Genomic DNA, 24,744 nt, shown 5'->3' on the forward strand with positions numbered 1-24,744 from the left:
GCCTTGTGTCGCGATTGGCTCGCGCAGTGGCCCCAACGCTCTAGAATGCTGGATGGATGCTGGGGCTGCTGCGCAGCCCAATCGCGACACAAGGCCGCTCCCACACCATTGAAACCCATCCCCTCCCGCCCCATCTAAGCACCATAGTCATTCACGCAGGTGCCCCATGAGCGACCAGCAGGATTTCCCGGAACACCCGGACGAACACAGCGAAGTCGAACACACCCTCCAGGCCGAAACCGGCCACGCCCTCGCCCTGCCCGGCCAGCAGTTGCCGGACAAGGTCTACGTCATCCCGATCCACAATCGCCCGTTCTTCCCGGCCCAGGTACTGCCGGTCATCGTCAATGAAGAACCCTGGGCCGAAACGCTCGACCTGGTGGCCAAGTCACCGGACCACTGCCTGGCGCTGTTCTTCATGGACACCCCGCCAGAAGACCACCGCCACTTCGACACCTCGGCACTGCCGCAGTACGGCACGCTGGTCAAGGTGCACCATGCCAGCCGCGAAAACGGCAAATTGCAGTTCGTCGCCCAAGGCCTGTCCCGGGTGCGTATCCGCAACTGGCTCAAGCACCACCGCCCGCCCTACCTGGTCGAAGTCGAATACCCGCGCCAGCCCGCCGAGCCGACCGACGAGGTCAAAGCCTACGGCATGGCACTGATCAACGCGATCAAGGAGCTGCTGCCGCTCAACCCGCTGTACAGCGAAGAGCTGAAGAACTACCTCAACCGCTTCAGCCCCAACGACCCCTCGCCGCTCACCGACTTCGCCGCCGCGCTCACCTCGGCCACCGGCAACCAGTTGCAGGAAGTGCTCGACTGCGTGCCCATGCTCAAACGCATGGAAAAGGTACTGCCAATGCTGCGCAAAGAGGTGGAAGTCGCACGCTTGCAGAACGAGATTTCGGCCGAGGTCAACCGGCAGATCGGTGAGCACCAGCGCGAGTTCTTCCTCAAGGAACAACTCAAGGTCATCCAGCAGGAGCTGGGGCTGACCAAGGACGACCGCAGCGCCGACCTCGAACAGTTCGAACAGCGCCTGGAAGGCAAGACTCTGCCGCCCCAGGCACGCAAGCGCATCGATGAAGAGATGGGCAAACTGGCCATCCTGGAAACCGGCTCGCCCGAATACGCCGTCACCCGCAACTATCTGGAATGGGCCACCGCCCTGCCGTGGGGCGTGTACGGCAAAGACAAGCTCGACCTCAAACATGCGCGCAAAGTCCTCGACCAGTACCACGCCGGCCTCGACGACATCAAGGAGCGCATCCTCGAGTTCCTCGCCGTGGGCGCCTGGAAAGGCGAGATCAGCGGCTCGATCGTGCTGTTGGTGGGCCCGCCTGGGGTGGGTAAGACCAGCATCGGCAAGTCCATCGCCGAATCGCTCGGCCGGCCATTCTATCGCTTCAGCGTCGGCGGCATGCGTGACGAAGCCGAGATCAAGGGCCACCGCCGCACCTACATCGGTGCCCAGCCCGGCAAGCTGGTGCAGGCCCTGAAAGACGTCGAAGTGATGAACCCGGTGATCATGCTCGACGAAATCGACAAGATGGGCCAGAGCTACCAAGGTGACCCGGCATCAGCGTTGCTGGAAACCCTCGACCCCGAGCAGAACGTCGACTTCCTCGACCACTACCTCGACCTGCGCCTGGACTTGTCCAAGGTACTGTTCGTGTGCACTGCCAACACCCTCGATTCAATACCCGGGCCGTTGCTCGACCGCATGGAAGTGATCCGCCTGTCCGGCTATATCACCGAAGAAAAAATGACCATCGCCAAGCGCCACCTGTGGCCCAAGCAGCTGGAAAAGGCCGGCGTTTCCAAGACCAGCCTCAGCATCAGCGACAGTGCACTGCGCCTGGTGATCGACGGTTATGCCCGCGAGGCCGGCGTGCGCCAGCTGGAGAAGCAACTGGGCAAACTGGTGCGCAAGGCCGTGGTCAAGCTGCTGGAAAATCCCGACGCCAAGCTTAAGATCGGCACCAAAGACCTGGAGACCGCACTCGGCATACCGGTGTTCCGCAGCGAGCAGGTACTGGCTGGCAAAGGCGTGATCACCGGCCTGGCCTGGACCAGCATGGGCGGTGCCACGCTGCCGATCGAGGCGACCCGCATCCACACCCACAACCGCGGCTTCAAGCTGACCGGCAAACTGGGTGACGTGATGAAGGAGTCTGCCGAAATTGCCTACAGCTACATCAGTTCCAACCTCAAGCAATTTGGCGGGGATCCAGGTTTCTTCAATGAAGCGTTCATCCACCTGCACGTACCCGAAGGCGCCACGCCCAAAGACGGCCCCAGTGCCGGCATCACAATGGCCAGCGCTTTGCTTTCACTGGCCCGCGACCAGCCTGCCAAAAAGGGTGTCGCCATGACGGGCGAGCTGACCCTCACCGGTCAGGTACTGCCGATTGGCGGCGTGCGCGAGAAGGTGATTGCAGCGCGGCGGCAGAAGATTTTCGAACTGATCCTGCCGGAGCCCAACCGCGGCGACTTCGAAGAACTGCCGGACTACCTGCGCGAAGGCCTGACAGTGCACTTCGCCAAGCGCTTTGCCGACGTGGCGAAAGTGCTGTTCTAGCCTGCACCGGCCTCTTCGCGGGCAAGCCCGCGCCTGCACGGGTACGCTATCCCTGCAGGCGCGGGCTTACTCGCGAAAGGGCCGGCACAGGCAGCACAAATTTCCTCGATCATCGGGTATCCTCAGGCCATCGCCCGCCTTCGGAGCCACCATGACCTCTCCTCGTCTGCTCGTTCCCCTGAGCTTCGCCCTGCTTTCTGCCTGCGCGCAGCAACCCTCGCAGCCTGTTGACCTGGACGCCGAAAGCGAATGCCCCAAGCGCCTGCAGGTCGGCCAGATCCTCACGCTTACCCTGCCCAGCAACCCCACCACCGGCTACCGCTGGCTGGTACAGAACCCGGCGCCCAACGTATTGCAAAGCCTTGGCCCCGAGGTTTACAGCGCGCCTGAAGACACCGGTATCGTCGGCAGCTCGGGCATGTCGACCTGGCGCTTCCAGGCCCGCGCTGCCGGCGAAGGGAACCTGGTATTGGTCTACCAGCAACCCTGGGCCCCGGAAGTGCGCCCGGTGCAGACCTTCGATTGCGCCATTCGGGTCAATTGAACGCACAGCGCTGGTCAGCCAACCATGCATCCCGGCTGCGGTTTGGCTAGAATGCGCCCCCTGCCTATCACCAGCCGCCTGGATTCGCCGTGAGCAAACAACCCGACCGCCTTTTCTCCCAACCCCTGGAGCAGGTGCCCGACTTCGTCTTCAACGAAGACGTCGTACGTGTGTTCCCGGATATGATCAAGCGCTCGGTGCCCGGTTACCCAACCATTGTCGAGAACCTCGGGGTTCTGGCCGCCCGGTTCGCCCAGCCAGGCACCGCACTGTACGATCTGGGCGCATCGCTGGGCGCCGTTACCCAGTCGCTGCGTCGCCATGTGCGCAGCGACGGCTGCAGGGTAATCGCGGTGGATAACTCCGCCGCCATGGTCGAGCGCTGCCGCCAGTACCTCACTGCGCAGGATTCGATGTTCCAGGAGTTGCTGCCGGTGCACGTGCTGGAAGCCGATATCCTTGCCCTGCCCTTCGAGCCGGCCTCGGTAGTGGCGATGAACTTCACCCTGCAGTTCATCGCACCTGACCAGCGCCTTGAACTGCTCGGGCGAATCCGCCAGGCGCTGCTGCCCGGCGGCGCGCTGATTCTGTCGGAAAAGCTGCGCTTCGCCGATGAGCAAGCGCAGGACCTGCTCAATGAACTGCACCTGGATTTCAAACGGGCCAATGGCTACAGCGAACTGGAGATCGCCCAGAAGCGCAGCGCCATCGAAAACGTGATGAAGCCCGATACACTCGAAACCCACCAGGAACGCCTGCGCGCAGCCGGCTTCTCGAAAGTGGTGCCTTGGTTCCAATGCCTTAACTTCGCCTCGTTGATAGCCCTGCCATGATCGATCTGTCTCCCCTCGTCCGCCGCCTGGCGGGCACGCCCCTGGCTTCCTGGTCGCAAGGCCTGCAAGCGCAACTGGACGCCAAGCTGGAAAAGGGTCACGGTGACCTCGACCGCTGGCGCGGGGCGCTGGAAGCCCTGCCCGCGCTGCAACCCAGTGAAGTCGACCTGGTCAACGGGTTGCGTCTGGATTGCGACTGCGACGACGCCACCCGCGCGCAGATGCGCCAGGCACTGATGGGCCTGTCGCCCTGGCGCAAGGGGCCATTCGACCTGTTTGGCGTGCACGTTGACACCGAATGGCGTTCGGACTGGAAGTGGTCGCGGGTCGGCCCGCACCTGGACCTCAAAGGCAAACGCGTACTCGACGTGGGCTGTGGCAATGGCTACTACCAATGGCGCATGCTCGGCGCCGGTGCAGACATGGTGGTCGGGGTCGACCCCAACTGGCTGTTCTTCTGCCAGTTCCAGGCCGTGCAGCAATACCTGCCGGAGTTACCGGCCTGGCACCTGCCGTTCGCCCTGGAAGACCTGCCCGCCAACCTTGAAGGTTTCGATACCGTGTTTTCCATGGGCGTGTTCTATCACCGCCGCTCGCCCATCGAGCACCTGCTGGCGCTCAAGGACTGCCTGGTCAAAGGTGGCGAGCTGGTGCTGGAAACGCTGGTTATCGAGGGCGACGAAAACCAGGTGCTGGTGCCTGAGGACCGCTACGCACAGATGCGCAACGTCTGGTACCTGCCGTCGGTACCGGCATTGGCCCGCTGGTTGCGCCGTGCCGGCTTCAGCGATGTGCGCTGCGTCGACGTGAGCGTGACCAGCGTCGAGGAGCAGCGCAGTACCGATTGGATGCGCTACCAGTCGCTGAGCGACTTCCTCGACCCGAACGACCACAGCAGGACCGTCGAAGGCCTGCCTGCCCCACGCCGCGCCACCCTGCTGGCGCGCAAATAAAAAAGGCGCCCGCAGGGGCGCCTGAATACACCTGCGGCGAGGAGCCGTCGCGGCGCAGGTGTCGTTACCTCAATCCTTGGCCACCTCACGCGCCTTCTCTTGCGCCTTGCGCTCGCGCTCGCGCTCGGCAACAGCCTGTTGCTTGTCGCCGTGCAGTCGCTGCTGGTCTTCGCGGAAGGCTTGCCAGAACTGCTTCGAGCGCTCCGCACCGCCCTCGGCATAAACACTGGCGCTGCCCAGGGCAAGGGTGGCCAACAGCAGGTATTTGGTCAGGTTCATCGTGTTTGCCTCGTAATAACCGATCAGACACGGCCATCCTAGCGAGGGCTGGCTAACGGCAAGGTGAGGCGGGGATTACAGTCCTGCAATGTGGCCTTGTGTGGACTGTTCGAACCTCTTCGCGGTTAAACCCGTTCCTACAGGCGCGGGTTTACCCGCGAAGAGGCCCGAACAGACAGCCAGATAACAGCAGAATTACAAATCCGTTATCTGCACCGCAGGCCTTTTTTCATGCCGTAACATTGGAGCGCTTGACCCTGATGTCACTACAGGGTCAAGAATCGCCCCCTTTCAACACACCGAGCCCCCCATGCGCCTACTGATCATCGAGGACGAGCTGCGTACCGCCGACTACCTGCAACAGGGCCTTCGCGAGAACGGTTACGTGGTCGACTGCGCCCACACAGGCACCGACGGCCTGCACCTGGCACGCCAACAGGCCTATGACCTGGTCATCCTCGACGTCAACCTGCCCGAAATCGATGGCTGGACCGTGCTGCAGCGGCTACGTGCCGAATCGGCCACGCGCATCATGATGCTGACCGCCCACGGTCGCTTGGCCGACCGGGTAAAAGGCCTGGACCTGGGCGCGGATGACTACCTGCTCAAGCCCTTTGAGTTCCCTGAGCTACTGGCGCGCATCCGCAGCCTGCTACGCCGCAACGACCAGCAACTGCAGCCCAGCACCCTGCGCGTCGCTGACCTGGAACTGGACCCCGGCCGCCACCGCGCCTACCGCGCCGGGCAGCGCATCGACCTGACCGCCAAGGAGTTCGCCCTGCTGCACCTGCTAATGCGCCAGACTGGCGAAGTGTTGTCGCGCACGCAGATCATCTCGCTGGTGTGGGACATGAACTTCGACTGCGATACCAACGTGGTCGAGGTCTCGATCCGGCGCCTGCGGGCGAAGATCGACGACCCGTTCGACAACAAGCTGATCCATACCCTGCGTGGTGTGGGCTACGTACTTGAGGCTCGCCTTTGAAAAACGCCAGCCTGTCGTTACGCCTGGGTCTGAGCGTGACATTGATGGGCGCCGCACTGGTGCTGCTGCTGGCCTGCCTGGCCGTGTTTGCCCTGGATCACGAACTGGACAGCCGCGCGCGCAAGGATTTGGCGCGCAAGATGCTTCAGGTCGAGCACAACCTGCGTGTCGACCTGCGCAGCGAGGACCTGGGCAGCCGCGCCCATCCACTGCTGGACCTGGTGATGGGGCATGACAACCTAAGCCTCAGTGTGCTGGCTCTCGACGGCCGCCACCCCCACCTGCTCAGCCTCGGCCCGGCCCTGGAATCGCGGGTCGGTGAACTGCACACCGATGCGCGCCTGGCCTTTCACGCCTGGCGTGACAGCGGCGGTAACCAGATCCTCACCGTTACCCGGCTGATGCGCCTGCGCGACAACACCCCTGTCAAGGTGATGATGTCGCTCAACCGCGCCGACGACAACGCCCTGCTGCAAGCCTACCTGCACTCGACGTTGCTCGCCTTGCCACTGCTACTGGTTTTGATTGGTGCGGGGGCATGGTGGCTGATGCAGCGCGGCCTGAAACCATTGCGGCACTTCCGGCGCATTGCCGGGCAGGTGTCGGCCCAGGACCTGCAGCATCGCCTGCCCGCTACCTCCCTGCCGCAGGAACTGGCAGACCTGGCCGGCAGTATCAACGTGATGCTCGATCGACTCGACCAAGGTGTCAGGCAGCTGTCGCAGTTCTCTGACGACCTGGCCCATGAACTGCGCACACCGTTGAGCAACCTCATGGGCAAGGCGCAGGTGACACTGGCCCGTGAACGGGACAACGCCAACTATCGGGAAGTGCTTGAAGACAGCATCGAAGAGCTGACCCGGCTCAACCGCATCATCAACGACATGCTGTTTCTTGCCCAGGTCAGCCAGCCGCATACGCAGGTTGCGTTGAAACCCTTGGCGCTGTCCGACGAGGCAGCGCGGGTTGTCGAGCTGTTTGCCTACAGTGCCGAGCTGAAAGAAATTGAGCTACGTGTTCAGGGTTGGGGGACAGCGCTGGGAGACCGGCTGATGTTTCAGCGGGCACTGTCGAACCTGTTGAGCAACGCCATACGGCACAGTCCTGAGGGTAAAACCGTGGCTCTGCGCATCGAACGCTCGGGCAGCGAAGTCAGGCTATCCGTGGAGAACCAGGGGCCGGGTGTGCCTGCTGAGCACCAGTCGCGCTTGTTCGAGCGGTTTTACCGGGTAGGTTCGGGGCGTTCGCGGCTGGAGGGCGGGACCGGGTTGGGGTTGGCGATCGTGAAGTCGATCATGCAGTTGCATGGCGGGCGGGTCGAGGTCAGCAGCTGCCCCCTGGGGCCTACCCGGTTTACCCTGGTGTTTCCTGCCGAGTGATCGGCCGCCTGTGCTGGCCTCTTCGCGGGCATGCCCGCTCCCACAGGGGCTGCACAGCCTCAAGGCCTGTGGGTACCTGTGGGAGCGGGCTTGCCCGCGAAGAGGCCGCTACAGGCGACCAACAATCAGCGCGAAGCCGCCACGATCAGCGCCTTCATCTCGGCCACAGCAGCCTTGAAGCCGACAAACAAGGCATGCGCCACCAGCGCATGGCCAATGTTCAGCTCATTGATTCCCTTGATCGCCGCCACCGCCTCGACGTTGTGGTAGTGCAGCCCGTGACCCGCATTGACGATCAGCCCATGCCCCACGCCAACCGCCACACCCTCGACGATACGTTGGAGCTCTTCAGCCACTTCGGTGGGGGTTTCGGCATCGGCATAACGGCCGGTGTGAAGCTCAATGGCCGGTGCGCCAACCCGATGCGAGGCCTCTATCTGCCGTTCATCGGCGTCGATGAACAGCGACACCTCGGCACCGGTACGCGCCAGCCGTTCGACTGCAGCCTTGATCCGCGCTTCCTGCCCTGCCACATCCAGGCCACCTTCAGTGGTCAGCTCCTGACGGGTTTCGGGTACCAGGCAGATGTGCGCCGGGCGAATCTTCTCGGCAAAGGCCATCATCTCTTCGGTGACGCCCATCTCGAAGTTCATGCGGGTCTGCAGCACATCCTTGAGCAGCACAACGTCACGCTCCTGGATGTGCCGGCGGTCTTCACGCAGGTGCACGGTGATGCCATCGGCGCCTGCTTCCTCGGCGTCCAGGGCAGCCTTGACCGGGTCAGGGTAGCGCGTGCCACGGGCCTGGCGCAGGGTCGCCACGTGGTCGATGTTTACGCCAAGAAGCATGCGGTTACTGTGAGTCACGAAAGGCTCTCCTGAAGATTGAGCCCAACAGCATACGTCCTGATCAGCGCTTGCGAAACAGTTCCCGGCTGACCAGCGGTTTTGCCCCGAGATGAACTGCCAGTGCCTGGCGCATCAGCCGCTTTGCAGCGAGCAAGGCGCCAGGTGCGTCCCAATCGGCTTCAGCCAGGGCCAGCAACTCGATCCCGCGAAACAGGCCGGGCTGCAACAGCTCGACCCGCTCCAGGCCGGCATCCACGCGCAGGCGATACAGGCCGTCGGCGGCGATTGGCTGGTCGTTGACGTCTTGGCTCAATGAAAACGCATACCCGAGCTCATCAAGCAGCCGCCATTCGAACGAACGCAGCAGAGGCTCCAACGGGCGGCCTTCAGCCAGGGCCTGCAAGGTCAGGGTGTAGTGTTCGAAAATGGCCGGAAACGGTGCTTCGGCGGGCAGCAGCCGCATCAGCAACTCATTCAGGTACAACCCGCTGAACAGCGCATCGCCATGCAACCAGGCGGCGATGCCGTTGCTGTCCATGCGGCCGACATTCTTCAGCTCGCCGCGCCCCCGCAGCTCTAGCTCCAGGAGGACGAACGGCCGCACCAGGCTACCGCCCTTCCCCCGCGCACGACGCAGCACGGCGCGCATACGGCCCTGCGGGGTGAAAAAGTCCACCAGCGCGCTGGTTTCCTTATAGGCACGGCTGTGCAGCACGTAGGCTGGCTGGCCGACAGGTTGTTCCATTAAAAATCACTCGCGCCGAGGGTTGCACTGGCCCTTGTGGGAGCGGCCTTGTGTCGCGAAAAGGGCCGCAAAGCGGCCCCCGATTTTTAGCTTCGCAGCATAAATCGCCGGGGCTGCTGCACGGCCCTATCGCGACACAAGGCCGCCCCTACAGGGACCAGCGCGCGGCTTACAGGTCGCCGTAGCCCAGCGAACGCAGGGCGCGCTCGTCGTCGGACCAGCCGCCCTTTACCTTGACCCACAGGTTGAGCATGACCTTGGAATCGAATAGCACTTCCATGTCCTTGCGCGCCTCGGAACCGATGCGCTTGATGCGCTCACCCTTGTCACCAATGATGATTTTCTTCTGGCCATCGCGTTCAACCAGGATCAACGCGTGAATGTGCAGCACATGGCCCTGCTGCTTGAATTCCTCGATCTCCACGGTGATCTGGTACGGCAACTCCGCACCCAACTGGCGCATGATCTTCTCGCGCACCAGTTCGGCGGCCAGGAAGCGGCTGCTACGGTCGGTGATCTGGTCTTCGGGGAAGAAATGATCGTTCTCGGGCAGGTGCTTGGCGATCTGTGCTTCCAGCGCCTCGAGATTGTGCCCCTGCTGCGCGGAAATCGGCATCACTTCGGCGTTCGGCAGTTGCTCTTGGAGCCACTGCAGGTGCGGGATCAGCTCGGCTTTCTCTTCCATACGGTCGGTCTTGTTGACCGCGATGATCAGCGGGCCGGTCACATATTGCACGCGCTCCAGAACCAGTTGGTCCTCGTCGGTCCACTTGGTACGGTCGACCACGAAGATCACCACGTCGACGTCCTTGAGGGCCGCCGAGGCATTGCGGTTCATGTAACGGTTCAGGGCCTTGTCGTTGGCCTTGTGCATACCGGGGGTATCGACGTAGATGGCCTGCACATCACCTTCGGTCTTGATGCCGAGCATGTTGTGGCGGGTGGTCTGCGGCTTTCGCGAAGTAATCGCCAGCTTCTGGCCCAGGATGTGGTTGAGCAGGGTCGACTTGCCGACGTTGGGACGGCCAACAATGGCTACGTAGCCGCAGCGGGTCGGGTTGCTATCAGTCATTGCCATTCTCCACGCCCAGGGCGATCAGTGCAGACGCGGCGGCGACTTGCTCGGCAATACGCCGGCTAACGCCTTGACCACGGCTCTTGTTGTTCAGCAGTACCACTTCGCATTCGACGAAGAAGGTCCGGCAGTGTGGTTCACCCTGGATATCCACGACTTCGTAACGCGGCAGCTCACAGCTGCGCGACTGCAGGAACTCTTGCAGGCGGGTTTTCGGATCTTTATTGGTGTCGACCAGTGTCAGGCCTTCAAACTCATCGGCCAGCCAGGCCAGGATGCGCTCCCGGGCGGTGTCCATGTCAGCGTCCAGGTAGATGGCACCAATCAGTGCCTCCAGGGCGTCGGCCAGGATCGACTCGCGGCGAAAGCCGCCGCTCTTGAGTTCTCCGGAACCCAGGCGCAGGTAATCGCCCAGATCAAAACCACGGGCAAGACGGGCCAGGGTCTCGCCCTTGACCAACCGCGCACGCAGCCGCGACAACTGGCCTTCGCGGGCCTGCGGAAAACGCTCGAACAGCGCTTCGCCGGCAACGAAGTTGAGAATGGCGTCACCGAGGAACTCCAGGCGCTCATTGTTGCGCCCGGCGTAACTGCGATGGGTCAGTGCCAGGAGCATCTGGTCCTGGTTCTTGAAGGTGTAACCGAGCTTTCGCTCCAGACCGGCAAGGGAAGCACTCATGCGGCCACCCGATCGTTGTTCAACGCGTTGTTCAAATCAACATCCTGAAAGACTGTTTGGCTGTGGTCCGCCGATTGGTGTGTGGCGAATCTCCCGATCCCTGAGAACACAGCCTATGTCAGAAATGCATTCGGCGCTGTCTGCTGGACAGCGCCGATGGGTATCAATGGATCAGGCCAACCCGCGACAGGTTGGGCAAGTGGCTGAGTTTGGGCTCTGGCCAGCTCATCCACACCGCGAAGGCCTTGCCGACAATGTTCCGGTCCGGAACCATGCCGTGCAGTTCCTTGGGAATGTTCGGGTCATCCCAGAAACGGCTATCGTTGGAGTTGTCGCGGTTGTCGCCCATCATGAAGTAATGGCCCGCAGGCACGGTCCACTGCTGGTCCGGCGGCATGCGATAACGGCTCATTTCCTTGCGGATCAGGTGTTCGGCGGCGCCGAGCTTTTCCTTGTACAGCTGAGCACTGCCCAGGGTTCCCGGCTCACTGCCCACCAGTTGTTCGGCAACGGGCTGGCCGTTGACGAACAGCCGCTTGTCGTTGGTGTAGCGGACTACGTCGCCCGGCAGGCCAACCACACGCTTGATGTAGTTGACATTCGGGTCGCTCGGGTAGCGGAACACCATCACATCCCCGCGTTGCGGGTCACCGACCTCGATGACCTTCTTGTCGATCACCGGCAGGCGAATGCCGTACGAGAATTTGTTCACCAGGATGAAGTCGCCCACTTCCAGGGTCGGTTTCATCGATCCCGAAGGGATCTGGAACGGCTCGACCAGGAACGAACGCAGCACCAGCACGATGAACAGCACCGGGAAGAACGACTTGCCGTACTCAACCAGCAACGGCTCCTTGTTCAGCCGTTCGACCACCGCCATCTCAGGCTGGCTGACGCTGCCCTGATAGTTGGCGATTGCCGCACGCCGGCGCGGGGCCAGGAACAGCAGGTCGATCAAGCCCAGCAGACCGCAGATGAAGACGGCGATGACCAGCAACAGCGGGAAATTTAGCGACATAGGACCTAGCTATCCAACCTGAGCACGGCGAGGAAGGCTTCTTGTGGAATTTCCACATTGCCCACCTGTTTCATGCGTTTCTTACCGGCCTTCTGCTTCTCCAGCAGCTTCTTCTTACGGCTGACGTCACCGCCGTAGCACTTGGCCAGTACGTTCTTTCTGAGCGCCTTGACGGTTGTCCGCGCAATGATCTGGCCGCCAATGGCTGCCTGGATCGCTACGTCGAACATCTGCCGAGGGATCAGTTCCTTCATCTTCTCGGTCAACGCACGGCCTTTGTAGGCCGCGTTGTCGCGGTGCACGATCAATGCCAGGGCATCGACCTTGTCGCCATTGATCAGTACGTCCAGCTTGACCAGGTTGGCCGACTGGTAGCGATCGAAATGATAATCCAGCGAAGCATAGCCGCGGCTGGTGGATTTGAGGCGGTCGAAGAAATCGAGCACCACTTCGTTCATCGGCATGTCGTAACGCACCTGCACCTGGCTGCCGAGGAACTGCATGTCGCGCTGTACGCCACGCTTCTCGATGCACAGGGTGATGACGTTACCCAGGTGTTCCTGCGGAACCAGGATGGTCGCGGTGACGATCGGCTCGCGGAAGTCGGCTACAGCCGAGACGTCCGGCAGCTTGGACGGGTTGTCGACGACGATGGTTTCGCCGGTTTTCAACTCCAGCTCATAGATCACGCTGGGTGCGGTGGTGATCAGGTCCAGGTCGTATTCGCGCTCCAGGCGCTCCTGGATGATCTCCATGTGCAACATGCCCAGGAAACCGCAACGGAAGCCAAAGCCCAGCGCGTCGGAGCTTTCCGGCATGTACTGCAGCGAGGAGTCGTTCAGGGTCAGCTTCTGCAGAGCATCGCGGAAATCCTCGAAGTCGTCGGAGCTGACCGGGAACAGGCCGGCGTAGACCTGTGGCTGAATCTTCTTGAAGCCTGGCAACACTTCGACTTCAGGGGTCGAGGACAGGGTCAGGGTGTCGCCAACCGGGGCACCGTGGATGTCCTTGATGCTGGCGATGATGAAGCCTACTTCGCCGGCTTTCAGATCAGCGGTCTGGGTGTGTTTCGGGGTGAAGACACCGACGCTGTCGACCAGGTGCACCTTGCCGGTGGACTTGACCAGGATCTTGTCGCCTTTCTTGACGCGGCCCTGGCGCACACGCACCAGCGAGACCACACCCAGGTAATTGTCGAACCAGGAGTCGATGATCAGCGCTTGCAGCGGTGCATCGATCTCACCTTCTGGCGCGGGGATGGTGTGCACCAGGCGCTCGAGCACCTCGTCAACGCCCATACCGCTCTTGGCGCTGCAGGCCACGGCGTCGGTGGCATCGATACCGATGATCTTCTCGATCTCGTCCTTGACACGGTCCGGGTCGGCCTGGGGCAGGTCCATCTTGTTCAGGACCGGCATGACCTCCAGGCCCTGCTCGATGGCGGTGTAGCAGTTGGCTACGGACTGGGCCTCCACGCCCTGACCAGCGTCAACCACCAGCAGTGCCCCTTCACAGGCCGCCAGCGAGCGCGAAACTTCGTAGGTGAAGTCGACGTGGCCGGGGGTATCGATGAAGTTCAGCTGATAGGTCTTGCCGTCCTGCGCCTTGTAGTGAAGGGTGACGCTGTGGGCCTTGATGGTGATACCGCGCTCACGCTCCAGGTCCATGGAATCGAGCACCTGGGCTTCCATCTCGCGCGCCGACAGGCCACCGCACATCTGGATGAAACGGTCAGCCAGCGTCGACTTGCCATGGTCGATGTGGGCGATGATGGAGAAATTGCGGATATGACTCAAATCACTCACGGGTCAACACTCGAAAAGGCTGCGAGCCGGACGCCCGCCGAAAAATAGCCGGGAATTGTACCTTAAGCTGCTGGGTTATGGGAGATTCCTCTGTCCGACTGTACACAGCAATCATTCCGGCAATTGTGAAGATTCATGAAAAAGGGCAGCCGAAGCTGCCCTTTCGCCTTGCGAAACCGCTTATTCAGCAAGCTTGAAGGTGATGAAGCTGGCGCGGCCCTGACGCAGCACGCGCATCGACACAGAACGGTTCTTCGGCAACTCCTTGGCGATTTCGGTGAATTCCTTCGCCGAACCGATCGCCTGGTTGTTCAGATGGCTGATGACATCACCCGGGCGCAGGCCGATCATGGCTGCGGGGCCATCCTGCACTTCCTTGATGACCACGCCACCTTTGAGCTCCAGGGATTTTTTCTGCTCGGCGGTCAGGTCGGCGACCGATACACCCAGGCGGTTGCTGCTGCGCTCGGCGCCGCCTTCGGCACCGGTGCCGATGTCGACATCGTCGTCCGGCAGTGCGCCGACGCTGATGTCCAGGTTCTGGCGCTTGCCGTTGCGGATGATTTCCAGCCTGGCTTTCTCGCCATCCTTGAGGCTGCCAACCAGGTGCGGCAGATCGGCCGACATGACGATTGGCTGGCCGTTCATGCTGAGGATCACGTCGCCCACCTGCAGGCCGCCTTTGGCTGCCGGGCCGTTTTCCAGCACCTGAGCCACCAGGGCGCCCGCCGGCTTGTCCAGGCCGAACGATTCAGCCAGGTCCTTGTTGACCTCCTGAATCACTACGCCCAGCCAGCCGCGGCTGACCTTGCCGTCTTTCTTCAGCTGGTTGGAGACATCAAGCGCCACGTCAATCGGAATGGCGAACGACAGCCCCATGAAACCGCCAGAACGGGTGAAGATCTGCGAGTTGATACCCACCACTTCGCCTTTCATGTTGAACAGGGGGCCGCCGGAGTTACCCGGGTTGATGGCCACGTCGGTCTGGATGAACGGTACGTAGGTGTCATTGGGCAGGGTCCGGCCCTTGGCGCTGACGATACCTTTGGTCACCGAATGGTCGAAGCCGAACGGCGAACCGATGGCCAGTACCCACTCGCCCACCTTGAGCTTCTCGGAGTCACCCAGTTTCACCGTTGGCAAATTCTTGCCATCGACCTTCAGCAGCGCCACGTCAGTACGCGGGTCGGTACCCACCAGCTTGGCCTGCAGCTCGCTACGGTCCGACAGGCGGACGATGATCTCGTCGGCATCGGCCACCACATGGTTATTGGTGAGCACGTAGCCATCACTGGAAATGATGAAACCCGAGCCCAGCGACTGCGCCTCGCGCTGGCGGTCGCCGCGCGGCGAACGGGGCTGCTGGGGCATGTTGCGCTCGAAGAACTCGCGGAACATCGGCGGCAGGCCTTCCAGATCCGGCATCTGGTTTGCGGCGATTCGGCGGTCAGGCAGCTTCTGCTTGGTACTGATGTTGACCACCGCCGGCGAAGCCTGCTCCACCAGGGTGGTGAAGTCCGGCAGGGCTTCCTCGGCCTGGGCGGTGAGGACTTGGCCGAGCATCAGCACAGCAGCGAACATCATTAGGTAGGATTTCAAGCGTGGTATTGACATACGACTCCCGTCACAACGAGCGGTAGTTTGGAAAGACCCCTGCACAACGCAGAAAAGGCCAGGCTCTTCAAAGCCTGACCTATAGAAAATTTGCCGATGGATTGCAAATGACAATGCTTTAATTTCATTTCAGCCGTATACCCACCCGCCTTGGCTCGGCACGCAAAAGCGCGCCATTACTGGCGCGCCTGGGCATCCTGGGGGCGCATCGACAGGGCGACGCGTTCTGCCGTACCCAGCGGAATTTCGCCAACCACGGTCACCATCACCTTGCCCTTGGGTGTATTCAGGCGACGCGAGACTGCCGAGGTCGGGCCTAACTGGGTGCGCATGTCGGTGCCGCCATCATCGCTCACTTGCTCGATGAACACCGAAAAACGCGCCAGGCCGTCGTCATACATCAAGCTGCTGACCGAACTGTTGCGCTTGGAATCACGGCGTACCGAGCTGTTGACCAGCTCGAAACCGGGTGGCAGCCAGTCCGAACGCCAACCCGCGACGGTATCATTGCTGCCGGCCGCCACATGTTGCACCGGCTTGCAGCCAGCACCTGGGCGCAGGTCTGCGTCGCTGGGGACATCATCGGTATCGAGACGGGTCATCTGGAAGCGTTCCAGCAACTGCCCCTTGTCGTTGAGCATCAACGAACGCAGCGGCAAACCCGAGTGACGGTCCAGATGCAATTCGAATGCATAGCGATGCTGGTCGCGTGGCGAGAGCGTAATGATCACGGCATCGCGCCCGGCGACCCGTGACTTGCCTGCAACACTCAAATCGTACCAGCCCATCAGTTTCAGCGGATCAAGCACACGCGGTGCGGTATCCGGCGGCGCCGTGACACCGCTGGCCAAGGCCCCGCTGACGCACTCCACCTTGCCATCCACGCGCACGATTTCCTGGGCGGCGCCATCAAGCTGCAACAGCCGCTCGCTGACCTTGCCGTCGTCGACCCTGTGCCAGATGTCGTGGGAGGAGAAACTGCCGTTGCGTTCGTAGACGAACGACCCTTGATAGCTCTGTTTTTGCTCGGCCTGTGCCAGCTTGTTCAACCACTCACTCGCCTCAGGCGAAGAATTGGCCGCCAATGCTGGCACCGTCATGCAGCTGCCAATCAGCAGCGACAGGAGAGGTAGCGCGCGCATGATCCTCCTTACTTAACGGTTTTCCAGGCTGGCGGCGCGGGCATACGGCAATGCGGTTTCAGTGCCCTTGAGCGCAGATTCCTGGGCATGCTGGCGCAGGTAGCCTGGCAGACGCTGATCCCAGCCGGCCTGGTTCTGCAGCACGCCATTGGCCATCGGCCCGGTCGGTTGCTCACTGCTCTCACTATAGCCTGCCAAGACGGCCGGGCCTTGCGCTTGTGGCACACTCAGGCCCTGCTGGACAGGCTGCTGGGCAGCAAGCTCTGCACCCGTGATCTCGTCCTGGTTGTACATACGCACACCGGCCAGTACCGCGACAGTAACCGAGGCGGCTACCGCCAGACGGCCAATGCTGCGCCAAGGGCCTTTCTTGACCTTGGCTGGCACGGCTTCGTCGGCCAGCGCCGCGGACACTGCCGAGGCGATATCCAGGTTAGGCAGCAGCAGCTCCTTGTGCATGGCTGCACGGGCAACCTGGTAACGCGACCAGGTAGCACGGGTTTCGGCGTCGTCGACGGCGTTCAACACCCGACGCAGTTCCAGTTCATCCGCTTCGTTATCCATCACCGCGGACAGCGATTCCTGCAAAGCTTCACGACTCATGGCGGTTCCTCTCTTGGCGCTGTCGCCGCTGTCTCAGGTTTCCTGCAACAACGGCTGCAGGGCTTTATCTATGGCCTCCCGAGCGCGGAAGATTCGAGAGCGCACGGTACCCACCGGACATTGCATGACACTGGCAATGTCTTCGTAACTCAGCCCGTCGAACTCGCGTAGCGTCAATGCCGTACGCAGGTCTTCAGGCAGTTGCTGGATGGTGCGATGGACAGTGCCTTCGATTTCATCCCGCAACAACGAGCGCTCTGGGGACTCGAGATCCTTGAGACCATGATCGCCGTCGTAAAACTCCGCATCCTCGGAGCTCACATCACTGTCTGGCGGCCGTCTTCCACGGGACACCAGGTAATTCTTCGCCGTGTTGATGGCGATGCGGTACAGCCACGTATAAAACGCACTGTCGCCGCGGAAGTTGCCAAGCGCACGGTAGGCCTTGATGAAGGCTTCCTGTGCTACATCCTGGGCCTCGTGGGTATCGTGGACAAACCGCACGATCAACCCGAGAATCTTGTGCTGATACTTCAGCACCAACAGATCGAAAGCTCGCCTGTCGCCGCGCTGAACGCGCTCGACAAGCTGCTGATCCTCTTCCTGGGTTAGCATGAACACTCCTCAGTGAACTCGAAGGAGCGTTGCATCAGCCATCGCTCAGGCTTGCAAACATAGACTCGGGCTTTGCGCAAAAGTTCTCCCCTCCAAGCAAGTTTCCTGCAGCCCTTGGTCGGCTTGCACGGAAGACGCGGCGCGGTCACGGCCGGCTACGTCGATAATCAGGTTTCAAATACGCAGGGGTAAAGCCCGGAAAGGCCTGCCGCCCTGCGTCGCCGCGGCAAATTGTGGCGTACGGGCAGCCTTCATAGGATTTCCGGCCATGTCGGAAAGTTCCCACAAAGGTCGTCGCAACCTGGCAGGTAGCATGGAAATTGGCCACCCGGGGCTGCTATAAAGGCATCCCGACACGTTTAACGATAGTTTCACAATGCCATCCGCGCGTGACCATTGTGCCGTGCCCCTCCTAAAGATTACTAGTGTCCCGACATGAGCCAACAATTCCAACATGATGTCCTGGTGATCGGCAGCGGTGCCGCCGGTCTCAGCCTGGCACTTAACCTCCCCAGCCACCTTCGCGTTGCCGTATTGAGCAAGGGCGACCTGTCCAACGGCTCGACCTTCTGGGCCCAGGGTGGCGTCGCTGCAGTGCTGGACAATACCGATACTGTGCAGTCGCATGTCGAGGACACCCTCAATGCCGGCGGCGGGCTGTGCCATGAAGACGCCGTGCGCTTTACCGTCGAGCACAGCCGCGAAGCGATCCAGTGGCTGATCGAGCAAGGCGTGCCCTTCACCCGCGATGAGCACTACAGCGTCGACGATGGCGGTTTCGAGTTCCACCTCACCCGTGAAGGGGGCCATAGCCACCGGCGCATCATCCATGCCGCCGACGCTACCGGCGCGGCAATTTTCACCACGCTGCTGGAACAGGCTCGCCAGCGCCCGAACATCCAGCTGCTGGAACAGCGGGTGGCGGTCGACCTGATCACTGAACGCCGCCTGGGCCTGCCCGGCGAACGCTGCCTGGGCGCCTACGTGCTCGACCGCAACACCGGCGAGGTGGACACTTTCGGCGCGCGCTTCACCGTGCTGGCCACGGGCGGTGCGGCCAAGGTCTACCTCTATACCAGCAACCCCGATGGTGCCTGCGGCGACGGTATCGCCATGGCTTGGCGGGCCGGCTGCCGAGTGGCGAACCTGGAATTCAACCAGTTCCACCCGACCTGCCTGTATCACCCACAGGCCAAGAGTTTCCTGATCACCGAAGCCCTGCGCGGCGAGGGCGCCCTGCTGCGCCTGCCCAACGGCGAACGCTTCATGCCACGCTTCGACCCACGCGAAGAGCTGGCCCCACGGGACATCGTGGCCCGCGCCATCGACCACGAGATGAAGCGCCTGGGCGTGGACTGCGTATACCTGGACATCACTCACAAGCCCGCAGATTTCATCAAGAGCCACTTCCCCACCGTGTACGAGCGCTGCCTGGCCTTTGGCATCGATATCACCCGTCAGCCGATCCCGGTGGTGCCTGCGGCGCATTACACCTGCGGCGGGGTGATGGTCGACGACTGCGGCCACACCGATGTGCCTGGCTTGTATGCCATCGGCGAAACCAGTTTCACCGGCCTGCACGGCGCCAACCGTATGGCCAGCAACTCGCTGCTGGAATGTTTCGTATACGGTCGCGCCGCCGCTGCCGACATCCAGGCGCACCTGGAGCAAGTGGACATGCCCAAGGCCCTGCCCGGCTGGGACGCCAGCCAGGTGACCGACTCGGACGAGGACGTGATCATTGCGCACAACTGGGACGAACTGCGGCGCTTCATGTGGGACTACGTCGGCATCGTGCGCACCAGCAAGCGCCTGCAGCGGGCCCAGCACCGCATTCGCCTGCTGCTGGATGAAATCGACGAGTTCTACAGCAACTACAAGGTCAGCCGTGACCTGATCGAGCTGCGCAACCTGGCGCAAGTGGCCGAACTGATGATCCTGTCCGCCATGCAGCGCAAGGAAAGCCGAGGGTTGCATTACACACTGGATTATCCAGGGATGCTGGACGAGGCCAAGGACACCATCCTCAGCCCGCTCTGAAAACGGCGTCGCGACCTTCGCGGGCTCGCCCGCTCCCACAGGGGGTTAACTGCCTTGCAGCATTGCGCATTACCTGTGGGTGCGGGCGAGCCCGAGAAGAAGCTGACCCGATCCTGATCTATGCCCGGCTCACCGCAGCCCAGCGCCGCCGGCTGAACTTCAATCGCACGCGCAACCGCCGATGCTCATCCGGCTCCAGCGCATCCCCCGGTACGCACTGGCTCTGCCCCAACCACCGCCCCGCCCGCTCAAAGCGCAACACCACCAGCCCAGGCAAAGCCACGCTGTCCCGGCACAAGCGCACTGACTGCCACCCACAGGCACGGCTGAACACCTGCCAGCCCCGCGCATCACGGCGCAGGCCGACAACCGCATGCTCATGGGTCAACAGGATACGTCGGGGGATGGCCCAGCCAGCGTGGGCCGTGCAGGCGGCGACAACCGAAAAGGTCAGCCACCCGGGCAGCGGGCTCGCCCACACGGCAAGCCACGCCAGTACCTGACAAGCCAGGTAGGCCACCAGCAGCAGGCGCGAGCCATGCCAGCGGCACTCGAAGCCCTCACTTGGGCTGGACACGGTCCAGAATGATGCGGACCATGCGCTGCAGTTCCGGGTCTTCGGACTCGGTGCGCTCCATGAACCAGCCGAACATGTCCTGATCCTCGCAGCTCAAGAGACGCACGTACAGTTCACGGTCGGTCTCATTGAGGGTGGGGTAGACTTCCTGGGTGAAAGGCACCAGCAGTACGTCCAGTTCCAGCATGCCGCGGCGGCTGTGCCAGAAAAGCCGGTTGAGTTCAGTTTGTTCGACCATGGGGCCCTCCTCGAATGGGCCGCCAGTATACAGCCAGGCGCGCGAAGCGACACCGGGCGTTGGTCTAGTCACCTACCTATTTTGTTACCGGCGTTCTATGATGGCCGCCAGTCTTTAGCCACCGCGATGACCCATGGCCGATTCCGCTTTCTTCTGCCCCCTGTCCCACGAGGGCATCCTCGCCGTCCGCGGCTCCGATGCAGGCAAGTTCCTGCAAGGCCAGCTGACCTGCAACATCAACTACCTCAGCCAGGAACACGCCAGCCTCGGCGCCCGCTGCATGGTCAAGGGGCGCATGCAGTCGAGCTTCCGCATAGTGCCCGAAGGCAACGGCTACTTGCTGGCCATGGCCAGTGAACTGCTCGACGCGCAACTGGCCGACCTGAAAAAGTACGCCGTGTTCTCCAAGGCCACGCTGACCGACGAAAGCACCGCATGGGCACGCTTCGGCCTGCAAGGTGGCGACGCTGCACTGCAGGCGCTGGGGCTTGTCGTGCCCGCAGCCGCCGGTAGCACCGTGCGCCATGACGGGCTGATCGCGATCGCCGTGTCCGCCGGCCGGGTTGAGCTGTGGGTGCCGGCGGCTGACGCCGAGCCTGTACGCCAGGCCCTTGCCGCAGCGCTGCCCGAAGGCAGTATCAACGATTGGCTGCTGGGGCAGATTCGCGCAGGTATCGGCCAGGTCATGGGCCCGACCCGTGAGCTGTTCATCCCGCAGATGATCAACCTGCAGGCCGTCGACGGCGTCAGCTTCAAGAAAGGCTGCTACACCGGCCAGGAAATCGTCGCCCGCATGCAGTACCTGGGCAAACTCAAGCGCCGCCAGTACCGCCTGGCCCTGGACCAGCAGGCCATTCCGGCCCCGGGCGCCGAGATTTTCTCACCCACCCATGGGTCGTCGGTCGGTGAAGTGGTCATTGCTGCCGGCAACGGCACGGGCTGCGAACTGCTCGCGGTGCTCAGCGCCGAGGCGGTGGAAGACGGCAACCTGCACCTGGGCAGCCTCGAAGGCCCGCGCCTGCAGGTGCTGACCCTGCCTTACGAACTGGACCGCGACCGGGAAATCCAGCGCTGACCAGCCTGCCCCACCCCTGTGGCGGGGCCGCACCACCACTGCGGTAGACATGCCCATGAACAAGCTGGCCGAGTTGGTTCAAGCACAATTGCTCGACGCCATCGAAAAGGATGACCTGGTCTTGCCAACCCTGCCCGAGGTTGCCTTGAGCATCCGCGAAGCAGCGGAAGACAGCGAGATCAGCGTAGCGGCCCTGAGCAAGGTGATTGGCCGCGACGCGGCCCTGTCAGCGCGCCTGATCAAGGTCGTCAACAGCCCACTGCTGCGTGCTGCGGTCGAGGTGACCGACCTGCATACCGCCATCACGCGGCTAGGCATCAACTACAGCTGCAACCTGGCCATCGGCCTGGTGATCGAGCAGATTTTCCATGCCCGCTCGCCGGCAGTCGAACAGAAACTGCGCGATATCTGGGCCAGTAGCCTGGAAGTGGCGGGCATCAGCTACGAAATCTGCCGTCGCTTTACACCTCTGAAGCCTGACCAGGCCACCTTGGGTGGGCTGGTCAACCAGATTGGCGCGCTGCCGGTACTCATCTATGCCGAAGAGCACAACGAACTGTTGTCCGACCCGGTTTGCCTGCATTACGTGATCGAGCAACTCCAGCCGGTGCTGGGGGACAAGATCCTCAAGGCCTGGGAGTTTCCGGAGCAGTTGGTCAACCTGCCGAGCCAGGTTCATGACCTGGACCGCCAGACTGACAAGATTGATTACATCGACATCGTGCAGATCGCCCGCTGCATCAGTCAGCGCGGGCGCCATCGGCCATTGGCTGCGCTGCCGGCTTACCGCCATCTGGGGCTGCCGTTCGGCACCGAGCTGGAGGTCGATGAACTGCTAGAGGCGCGGAGCATGTTGCGCTGAGCTGTAACAGCCTGCCTGGGCCCTTTCGCAGGTGAGCCCGCGAAAGGGTCGACACAGGCAAACCCTCAATCCGCAATAAAACTCACCCGCACCCGCAACCCGCCCTTCTCGCCATCATGCAGGCTCACCTGCGCCAGGTGCGCCCGACAGATCTCGCCAACGATCGCCAGCCCTAGTCCACTGCCCTGCGCACTTCGCCGGTAGAAACGCTCGAACACCCGTTCGCGCTCGGCCTCGGGAATACCTGGCCCGTCGTCTTCCACTTCCAGCACCGCCGGCGCCATTACCCGCAAAATCACATTGCCACCCGCTGGCGTATGCGCCAAGGCATTGTCCACCAGGTTGCTCAACAACTCGTTGAGCAATGTCGGCTCCCCCTTCAGCCACACCGGCGCCTCGGCCTCCAGCGCCAACGCCACCCCGCGCTTGTGCGCCAAAGGCGCCATGGCCATGCCCAATTCGCGGGCCAGCTGGCTCAAATCCAGACGCTGCGCACCGCCCTCGGCAATGGCCCGTGCGCCATTCTCGACCCGCGCCAACGACAGTAGCTGGTTGGCCAGGTGGGTCAGCCTGTCGGTGCCCTGGGCTGCAGACTCCAAGGTCTGCCGCCACTCCTGTGGCTCGGCCGAGCGCAAGCCCAGCTCGACACGTGCCTTCAACGCCGCCAGCGGCGTTCGCAGTTCGTGGGCCGCGTCGGCAATGAACTGCGCCTGGCGCTCGAACTGGCCGCGCAAGCGCTCGGTAAAGTGGTTCAAGGCGCGCACCAGCGGGCCCAGCTCGCGCTGTACCTGTACCACCGGCAACGCTCGCAAGTCGTCCGGCTGACGTTCCTCCACCGCTGTGCGCAGGCGCTCCAACGGCCGCAACGCGGCACTCACGGCAAACCACACCATCACCAACGCCCCCAGTGCCAGCATGCCCAGGCGCAGCAGGGTATCGGCCATCAACCCTCGCGCCATACGCACCCGCGCTTCCTCGGTTTCGGCTACGCGGATTTCTGCCATGCCGTTCATGTTCGGCTCGCTGACCGGCTTCAGCAGGCTGACCACACGAACGTCCTGGCCCAGGTAAGTGGCGTTGTAGAACCGTGCCAATGCCGGATAGTCATCGGTGCGCGGCGTGCCAGGCGGCGGTGGCGGCAGATTCTCGTAGCCAGAAATCAGCCTTTGCTGGATATCCAGCACCTGATAGTAAATGCGCCCCGCGCTGTCATAGGCGAACGTGTCCAGCGCCACGTAAGGCACATCCGCGCTCAACGAACCATCGCGCTGCGACAGGCCCGCGGCGATGGTTCTCGCCGAAGCCAGCAGGGTGCGGTCGTAGGCGGTGTCGGCGGCCTCGCGGCCATTCCAGTAGGCGCTAAGGCCGCTGGCCAGCATCAGCACCACCAGCAACAGCGCCAAATTACCCAGCAAGCGCCCGCGCAGGCTGCCGTTGTCACGCATCGCGGTGCTCAAGCAAATAACCCAGACCACGGAAAGTGACGATGGCTACGGGGTGCCCGTCGAGCTTCTTGCGCAGCCGGTGAATGTAGATTTCGATGGCGTCAGGGCTGGCTTCTTCGTCCAGGCCAAACACCTGGGCAGCCAGTTGCTCCTTGCTCATCACCCGACCCGGGCGGGCGATCAGCGCTTCCAGCACACTCTGCTCGCGTGAGGTCAGCGTCAGGTTGTCATCACCGAGGGTGAAGCGCCGGGTGTCCAGGTCATACACCAACGGCCCACAGCGTTGCTGTCGCTCGCCACCGAGCACACTGCGGCGCAGCAAGGCCTTGACCCGCGCTTCCAGCTCGGTCAGCTCAAACGGCTTGGCCAGATAATCGTCAGCGCCCAGGTTCAGGCCATGGACCCGGTCCTTGACGTCGCTGCGCGCAGTCAGCATAAGCACTGGCAAGGTTTTGCCACGGCCTCGCAAGCGCGCCAGTACCTCAAAGCCGTCCATGCGCGGCAGGCCGACATCCAGCACGGCCACGGCGTATTCCTCACTGGCCAGCGCCAAGTCGGCAGCCACGCCGTCATGCAGCACATCTACGGTCAGGCCATGGCTTTTCAAGGCCAGGGCCACGCTTTCGGCCAGTTGCAGGTGGTCTTCGACCAGTAGCACACGCATCGGATTCTCCCGGCTCGGGTGGGGCGGTGGCGCGGAGTGTACCGCTGTCACCACGCCTGTGAAGCCCCTCGTGACAAACCTTTCACGCTGAAAGGTTAGCGAAAGGTTCGTTGCCTAGCATCGCACCACGGTCGCCCTTCGC

At 62.4% G+C, this 24,744-nt stretch carries 24 protein-coding genes; 9 read left to right on the plus strand and 15 right to left on the minus strand.

Going from position 1 to position 24,744, the window contains the following annotated elements:
- Positions 1-166: 166 nt before the first annotated feature.
- From lon to cmoB, 4 genes are all read left to right on the plus strand, one after another.
- Positions 167-2,584, plus strand: a complete 2,418-nt coding sequence (lon, locus tag ACF8Q6_RS15685; RefSeq protein WP_012053599.1) for an endopeptidase La — start codon at positions 167-169, stop codon at positions 2,582-2,584.
- Between the two features lie 151 nt (positions 2,585-2,735).
- A complete protein-coding gene (locus tag ACF8Q6_RS15690; protein WP_161774355.1) occupies positions 2,736-3,128 on the plus strand; it encodes a protease inhibitor I42 family protein in 393 nt (130 codons plus the stop codon).
- Positions 3,129-3,217: 89 nt separating this feature from the next.
- Complete coding sequence (gene cmoA / locus ACF8Q6_RS15695) at positions 3,218-3,961, plus strand: carboxy-S-adenosyl-L-methionine synthase CmoA (RefSeq protein ID WP_004575434.1); 744 nt, start codon at positions 3,218-3,220, stop codon at positions 3,959-3,961.
- Positions 3,958-4,914, plus strand: coding sequence for a tRNA 5-methoxyuridine(34)/uridine 5-oxyacetic acid(34) synthase CmoB (gene cmoB / locus ACF8Q6_RS15700; protein ID WP_392490529.1), 957 nt, complete (start codon positions 3,958-3,960; stop codon positions 4,912-4,914). The genes cmoA and cmoB overlap by 4 nt, the downstream gene beginning before the upstream one ends.
- Before the next feature lie 69 nt (positions 4,915-4,983).
- On the opposite strand, the gene ACF8Q6_RS15705 is transcribed toward cmoB, so the two are convergent.
- Entirely contained in the window at positions 4,984-5,193 is a 210-nt protein-coding gene (locus ACF8Q6_RS15705) for a hypothetical protein (RefSeq protein WP_392490530.1), read from the minus strand.
- Between the two features lie 310 nt (positions 5,194-5,503).
- On the opposite strand from ACF8Q6_RS15705, the gene ACF8Q6_RS15710 reads away from it, so the two are divergent.
- Both ACF8Q6_RS15710 and ACF8Q6_RS15715 read left to right on the plus strand, forming a co-directional pair.
- Positions 5,504-6,178 carry a heavy metal response regulator transcription factor gene (locus ACF8Q6_RS15710; RefSeq protein WP_003252070.1) on the plus strand — a complete coding sequence of 225 codons (675 nt, stop codon included), beginning with the start codon at positions 5,504-5,506 and terminating at the stop codon, positions 6,176-6,178.
- Entirely contained in the window at positions 6,175-7,557 is a 1,383-nt protein-coding gene (locus tag ACF8Q6_RS15715) for a heavy metal sensor histidine kinase (RefSeq protein WP_392490531.1), read from the plus strand. Before ACF8Q6_RS15710 ends, ACF8Q6_RS15715 begins: the two co-directional genes overlap by 4 nt.
- Before the next feature lie 125 nt (positions 7,558-7,682).
- On the opposite strand, the gene pdxJ is transcribed toward ACF8Q6_RS15715, so the two are convergent.
- The 10 genes from pdxJ to rpoE form a co-directional block, all read right to left on the minus strand.
- Entirely contained in the window at positions 7,683-8,405 is a 723-nt protein-coding gene (gene pdxJ / locus ACF8Q6_RS15720) for a pyridoxine 5'-phosphate synthase (RefSeq protein ID WP_014754330.1), read from the minus strand.
- 61 nt (positions 8,406-8,466) lie between these two features.
- Complete coding sequence (recO, locus tag ACF8Q6_RS15725) at positions 8,467-9,150, minus strand: DNA repair protein RecO (protein WP_003252064.1); 684 nt, start codon at positions 9,148-9,150, stop codon at positions 8,467-8,469.
- A 169-nt stretch (positions 9,151-9,319) separates the two neighbouring features.
- On the minus strand, positions 9,320-10,222 hold the full coding sequence (gene era / locus ACF8Q6_RS15730) for a GTPase Era (RefSeq protein ID WP_003252061.1): 903 nt from the start codon (positions 10,220-10,222) through the stop codon (positions 9,320-9,322).
- The gene (gene rnc / locus ACF8Q6_RS15735; protein ID WP_003252059.1) at positions 10,215-10,904 is read right to left on the minus strand and encodes a ribonuclease III; all 690 of its coding nucleotides are present in this window, start codon (positions 10,902-10,904) and stop codon (positions 10,215-10,217) included. Before rnc ends, era begins: the two co-directional genes overlap by 8 nt.
- Before the next feature lie 163 nt (positions 10,905-11,067).
- A complete protein-coding gene (gene lepB / locus ACF8Q6_RS15740; protein ID WP_003252057.1) occupies positions 11,068-11,922 on the minus strand; it encodes a signal peptidase I in 855 nt (284 codons plus the stop codon).
- Positions 11,923-11,927: 5 nt separating this feature from the next.
- Positions 11,928-13,727, minus strand: a complete 1,800-nt coding sequence (lepA, locus tag ACF8Q6_RS15745) for a translation elongation factor 4 (RefSeq protein WP_010952535.1) — start codon at positions 13,725-13,727, stop codon at positions 11,928-11,930.
- Positions 13,728-13,907: 180 nt separating this feature from the next.
- On the minus strand, positions 13,908-15,311 hold the full coding sequence (locus ACF8Q6_RS15750) for a DegQ family serine endoprotease (protein ID WP_392499087.1): 1,404 nt from the start codon (positions 15,309-15,311) through the stop codon (positions 13,908-13,910).
- A 206-nt stretch (positions 15,312-15,517) separates the two neighbouring features.
- Positions 15,518-16,483 (minus strand): MucB/RseB C-terminal domain-containing protein, encoded by a 966-nt coding sequence (locus tag ACF8Q6_RS15755; protein ID WP_392491392.1) that lies wholly within the window; start codon positions 16,481-16,483, stop codon positions 15,518-15,520.
- A 12-nt stretch (positions 16,484-16,495) separates the two neighbouring features.
- A complete protein-coding gene (locus ACF8Q6_RS15760) occupies positions 16,496-17,086 on the minus strand; it encodes a sigma-E factor negative regulatory protein (RefSeq protein ID WP_003252050.1) in 591 nt (196 codons plus the stop codon).
- 33 nt (positions 17,087-17,119) lie between these two features.
- Positions 17,120-17,701: an RNA polymerase sigma factor RpoE gene (gene rpoE, locus ACF8Q6_RS15765; protein ID WP_003252049.1), complete on the minus strand. Its 582-nt coding sequence runs from the start codon at positions 17,699-17,701 to the stop codon at positions 17,120-17,122.
- Between the two features lie 435 nt (positions 17,702-18,136).
- Between rpoE and nadB the strand changes: the two genes are divergently transcribed.
- A complete protein-coding gene (gene nadB, locus ACF8Q6_RS15770) occupies positions 18,137-19,741 on the plus strand; it encodes an L-aspartate oxidase (RefSeq protein WP_003252045.1) in 1,605 nt (534 codons plus the stop codon).
- A 118-nt stretch (positions 19,742-19,859) separates the two neighbouring features.
- On the opposite strand, the gene ACF8Q6_RS15775 is transcribed toward nadB, so the two are convergent.
- Entirely contained in the window at positions 19,860-20,318 is a 459-nt protein-coding gene (locus ACF8Q6_RS15775) for a protein YgfX (RefSeq protein WP_392489832.1), read from the minus strand.
- Positions 20,302-20,556 (minus strand): succinate dehydrogenase assembly factor 2, encoded by a 255-nt coding sequence (locus tag ACF8Q6_RS15780; RefSeq protein ID WP_003252043.1) that lies wholly within the window; start codon positions 20,554-20,556, stop codon positions 20,302-20,304. The genes ACF8Q6_RS15775 and ACF8Q6_RS15780 overlap by 17 nt, the downstream gene beginning before the upstream one ends.
- A 133-nt stretch (positions 20,557-20,689) precedes the next feature.
- On the opposite strand from ACF8Q6_RS15780, the gene ACF8Q6_RS15785 reads away from it, so the two are divergent.
- A complete protein-coding gene (locus ACF8Q6_RS15785) occupies positions 20,690-21,631 on the plus strand; it encodes a YgfZ/GcvT domain-containing protein (RefSeq protein WP_392489833.1) in 942 nt (313 codons plus the stop codon).
- 55 nt (positions 21,632-21,686) lie between these two features.
- Entirely contained in the window at positions 21,687-22,493 is an 807-nt protein-coding gene (locus ACF8Q6_RS15790) for an HDOD domain-containing protein (RefSeq protein WP_161774364.1), read from the plus strand.
- 65 nt (positions 22,494-22,558) lie between these two features.
- Here ACF8Q6_RS15790 and ACF8Q6_RS15795 read toward each other — a convergent pair whose 3' ends face one another.
- On the minus strand, positions 22,559-23,938 hold the full coding sequence (locus tag ACF8Q6_RS15795) for a sensor histidine kinase (protein ID WP_012053609.1): 1,380 nt from the start codon (positions 23,936-23,938) through the stop codon (positions 22,559-22,561).
- Positions 23,931-24,602 carry a response regulator gene (locus ACF8Q6_RS15800; RefSeq protein WP_010952527.1) on the minus strand — a complete coding sequence of 224 codons (672 nt, stop codon included), beginning with the start codon at positions 24,600-24,602 and terminating at the stop codon, positions 23,931-23,933. Before ACF8Q6_RS15800 ends, ACF8Q6_RS15795 begins: the two co-directional genes overlap by 8 nt.
- Between the last annotated feature and the right edge of the window lie 142 nt (positions 24,603-24,744).

It is taken from the genome of Pseudomonas sp. GLN_2, from assembly GCF_043106005.1.
In the GTDB taxonomy this organism is placed as follows: domain Bacteria; phylum Pseudomonadota; class Gammaproteobacteria; order Pseudomonadales; family Pseudomonadaceae; genus Aquipseudomonas; species Aquipseudomonas alloputida.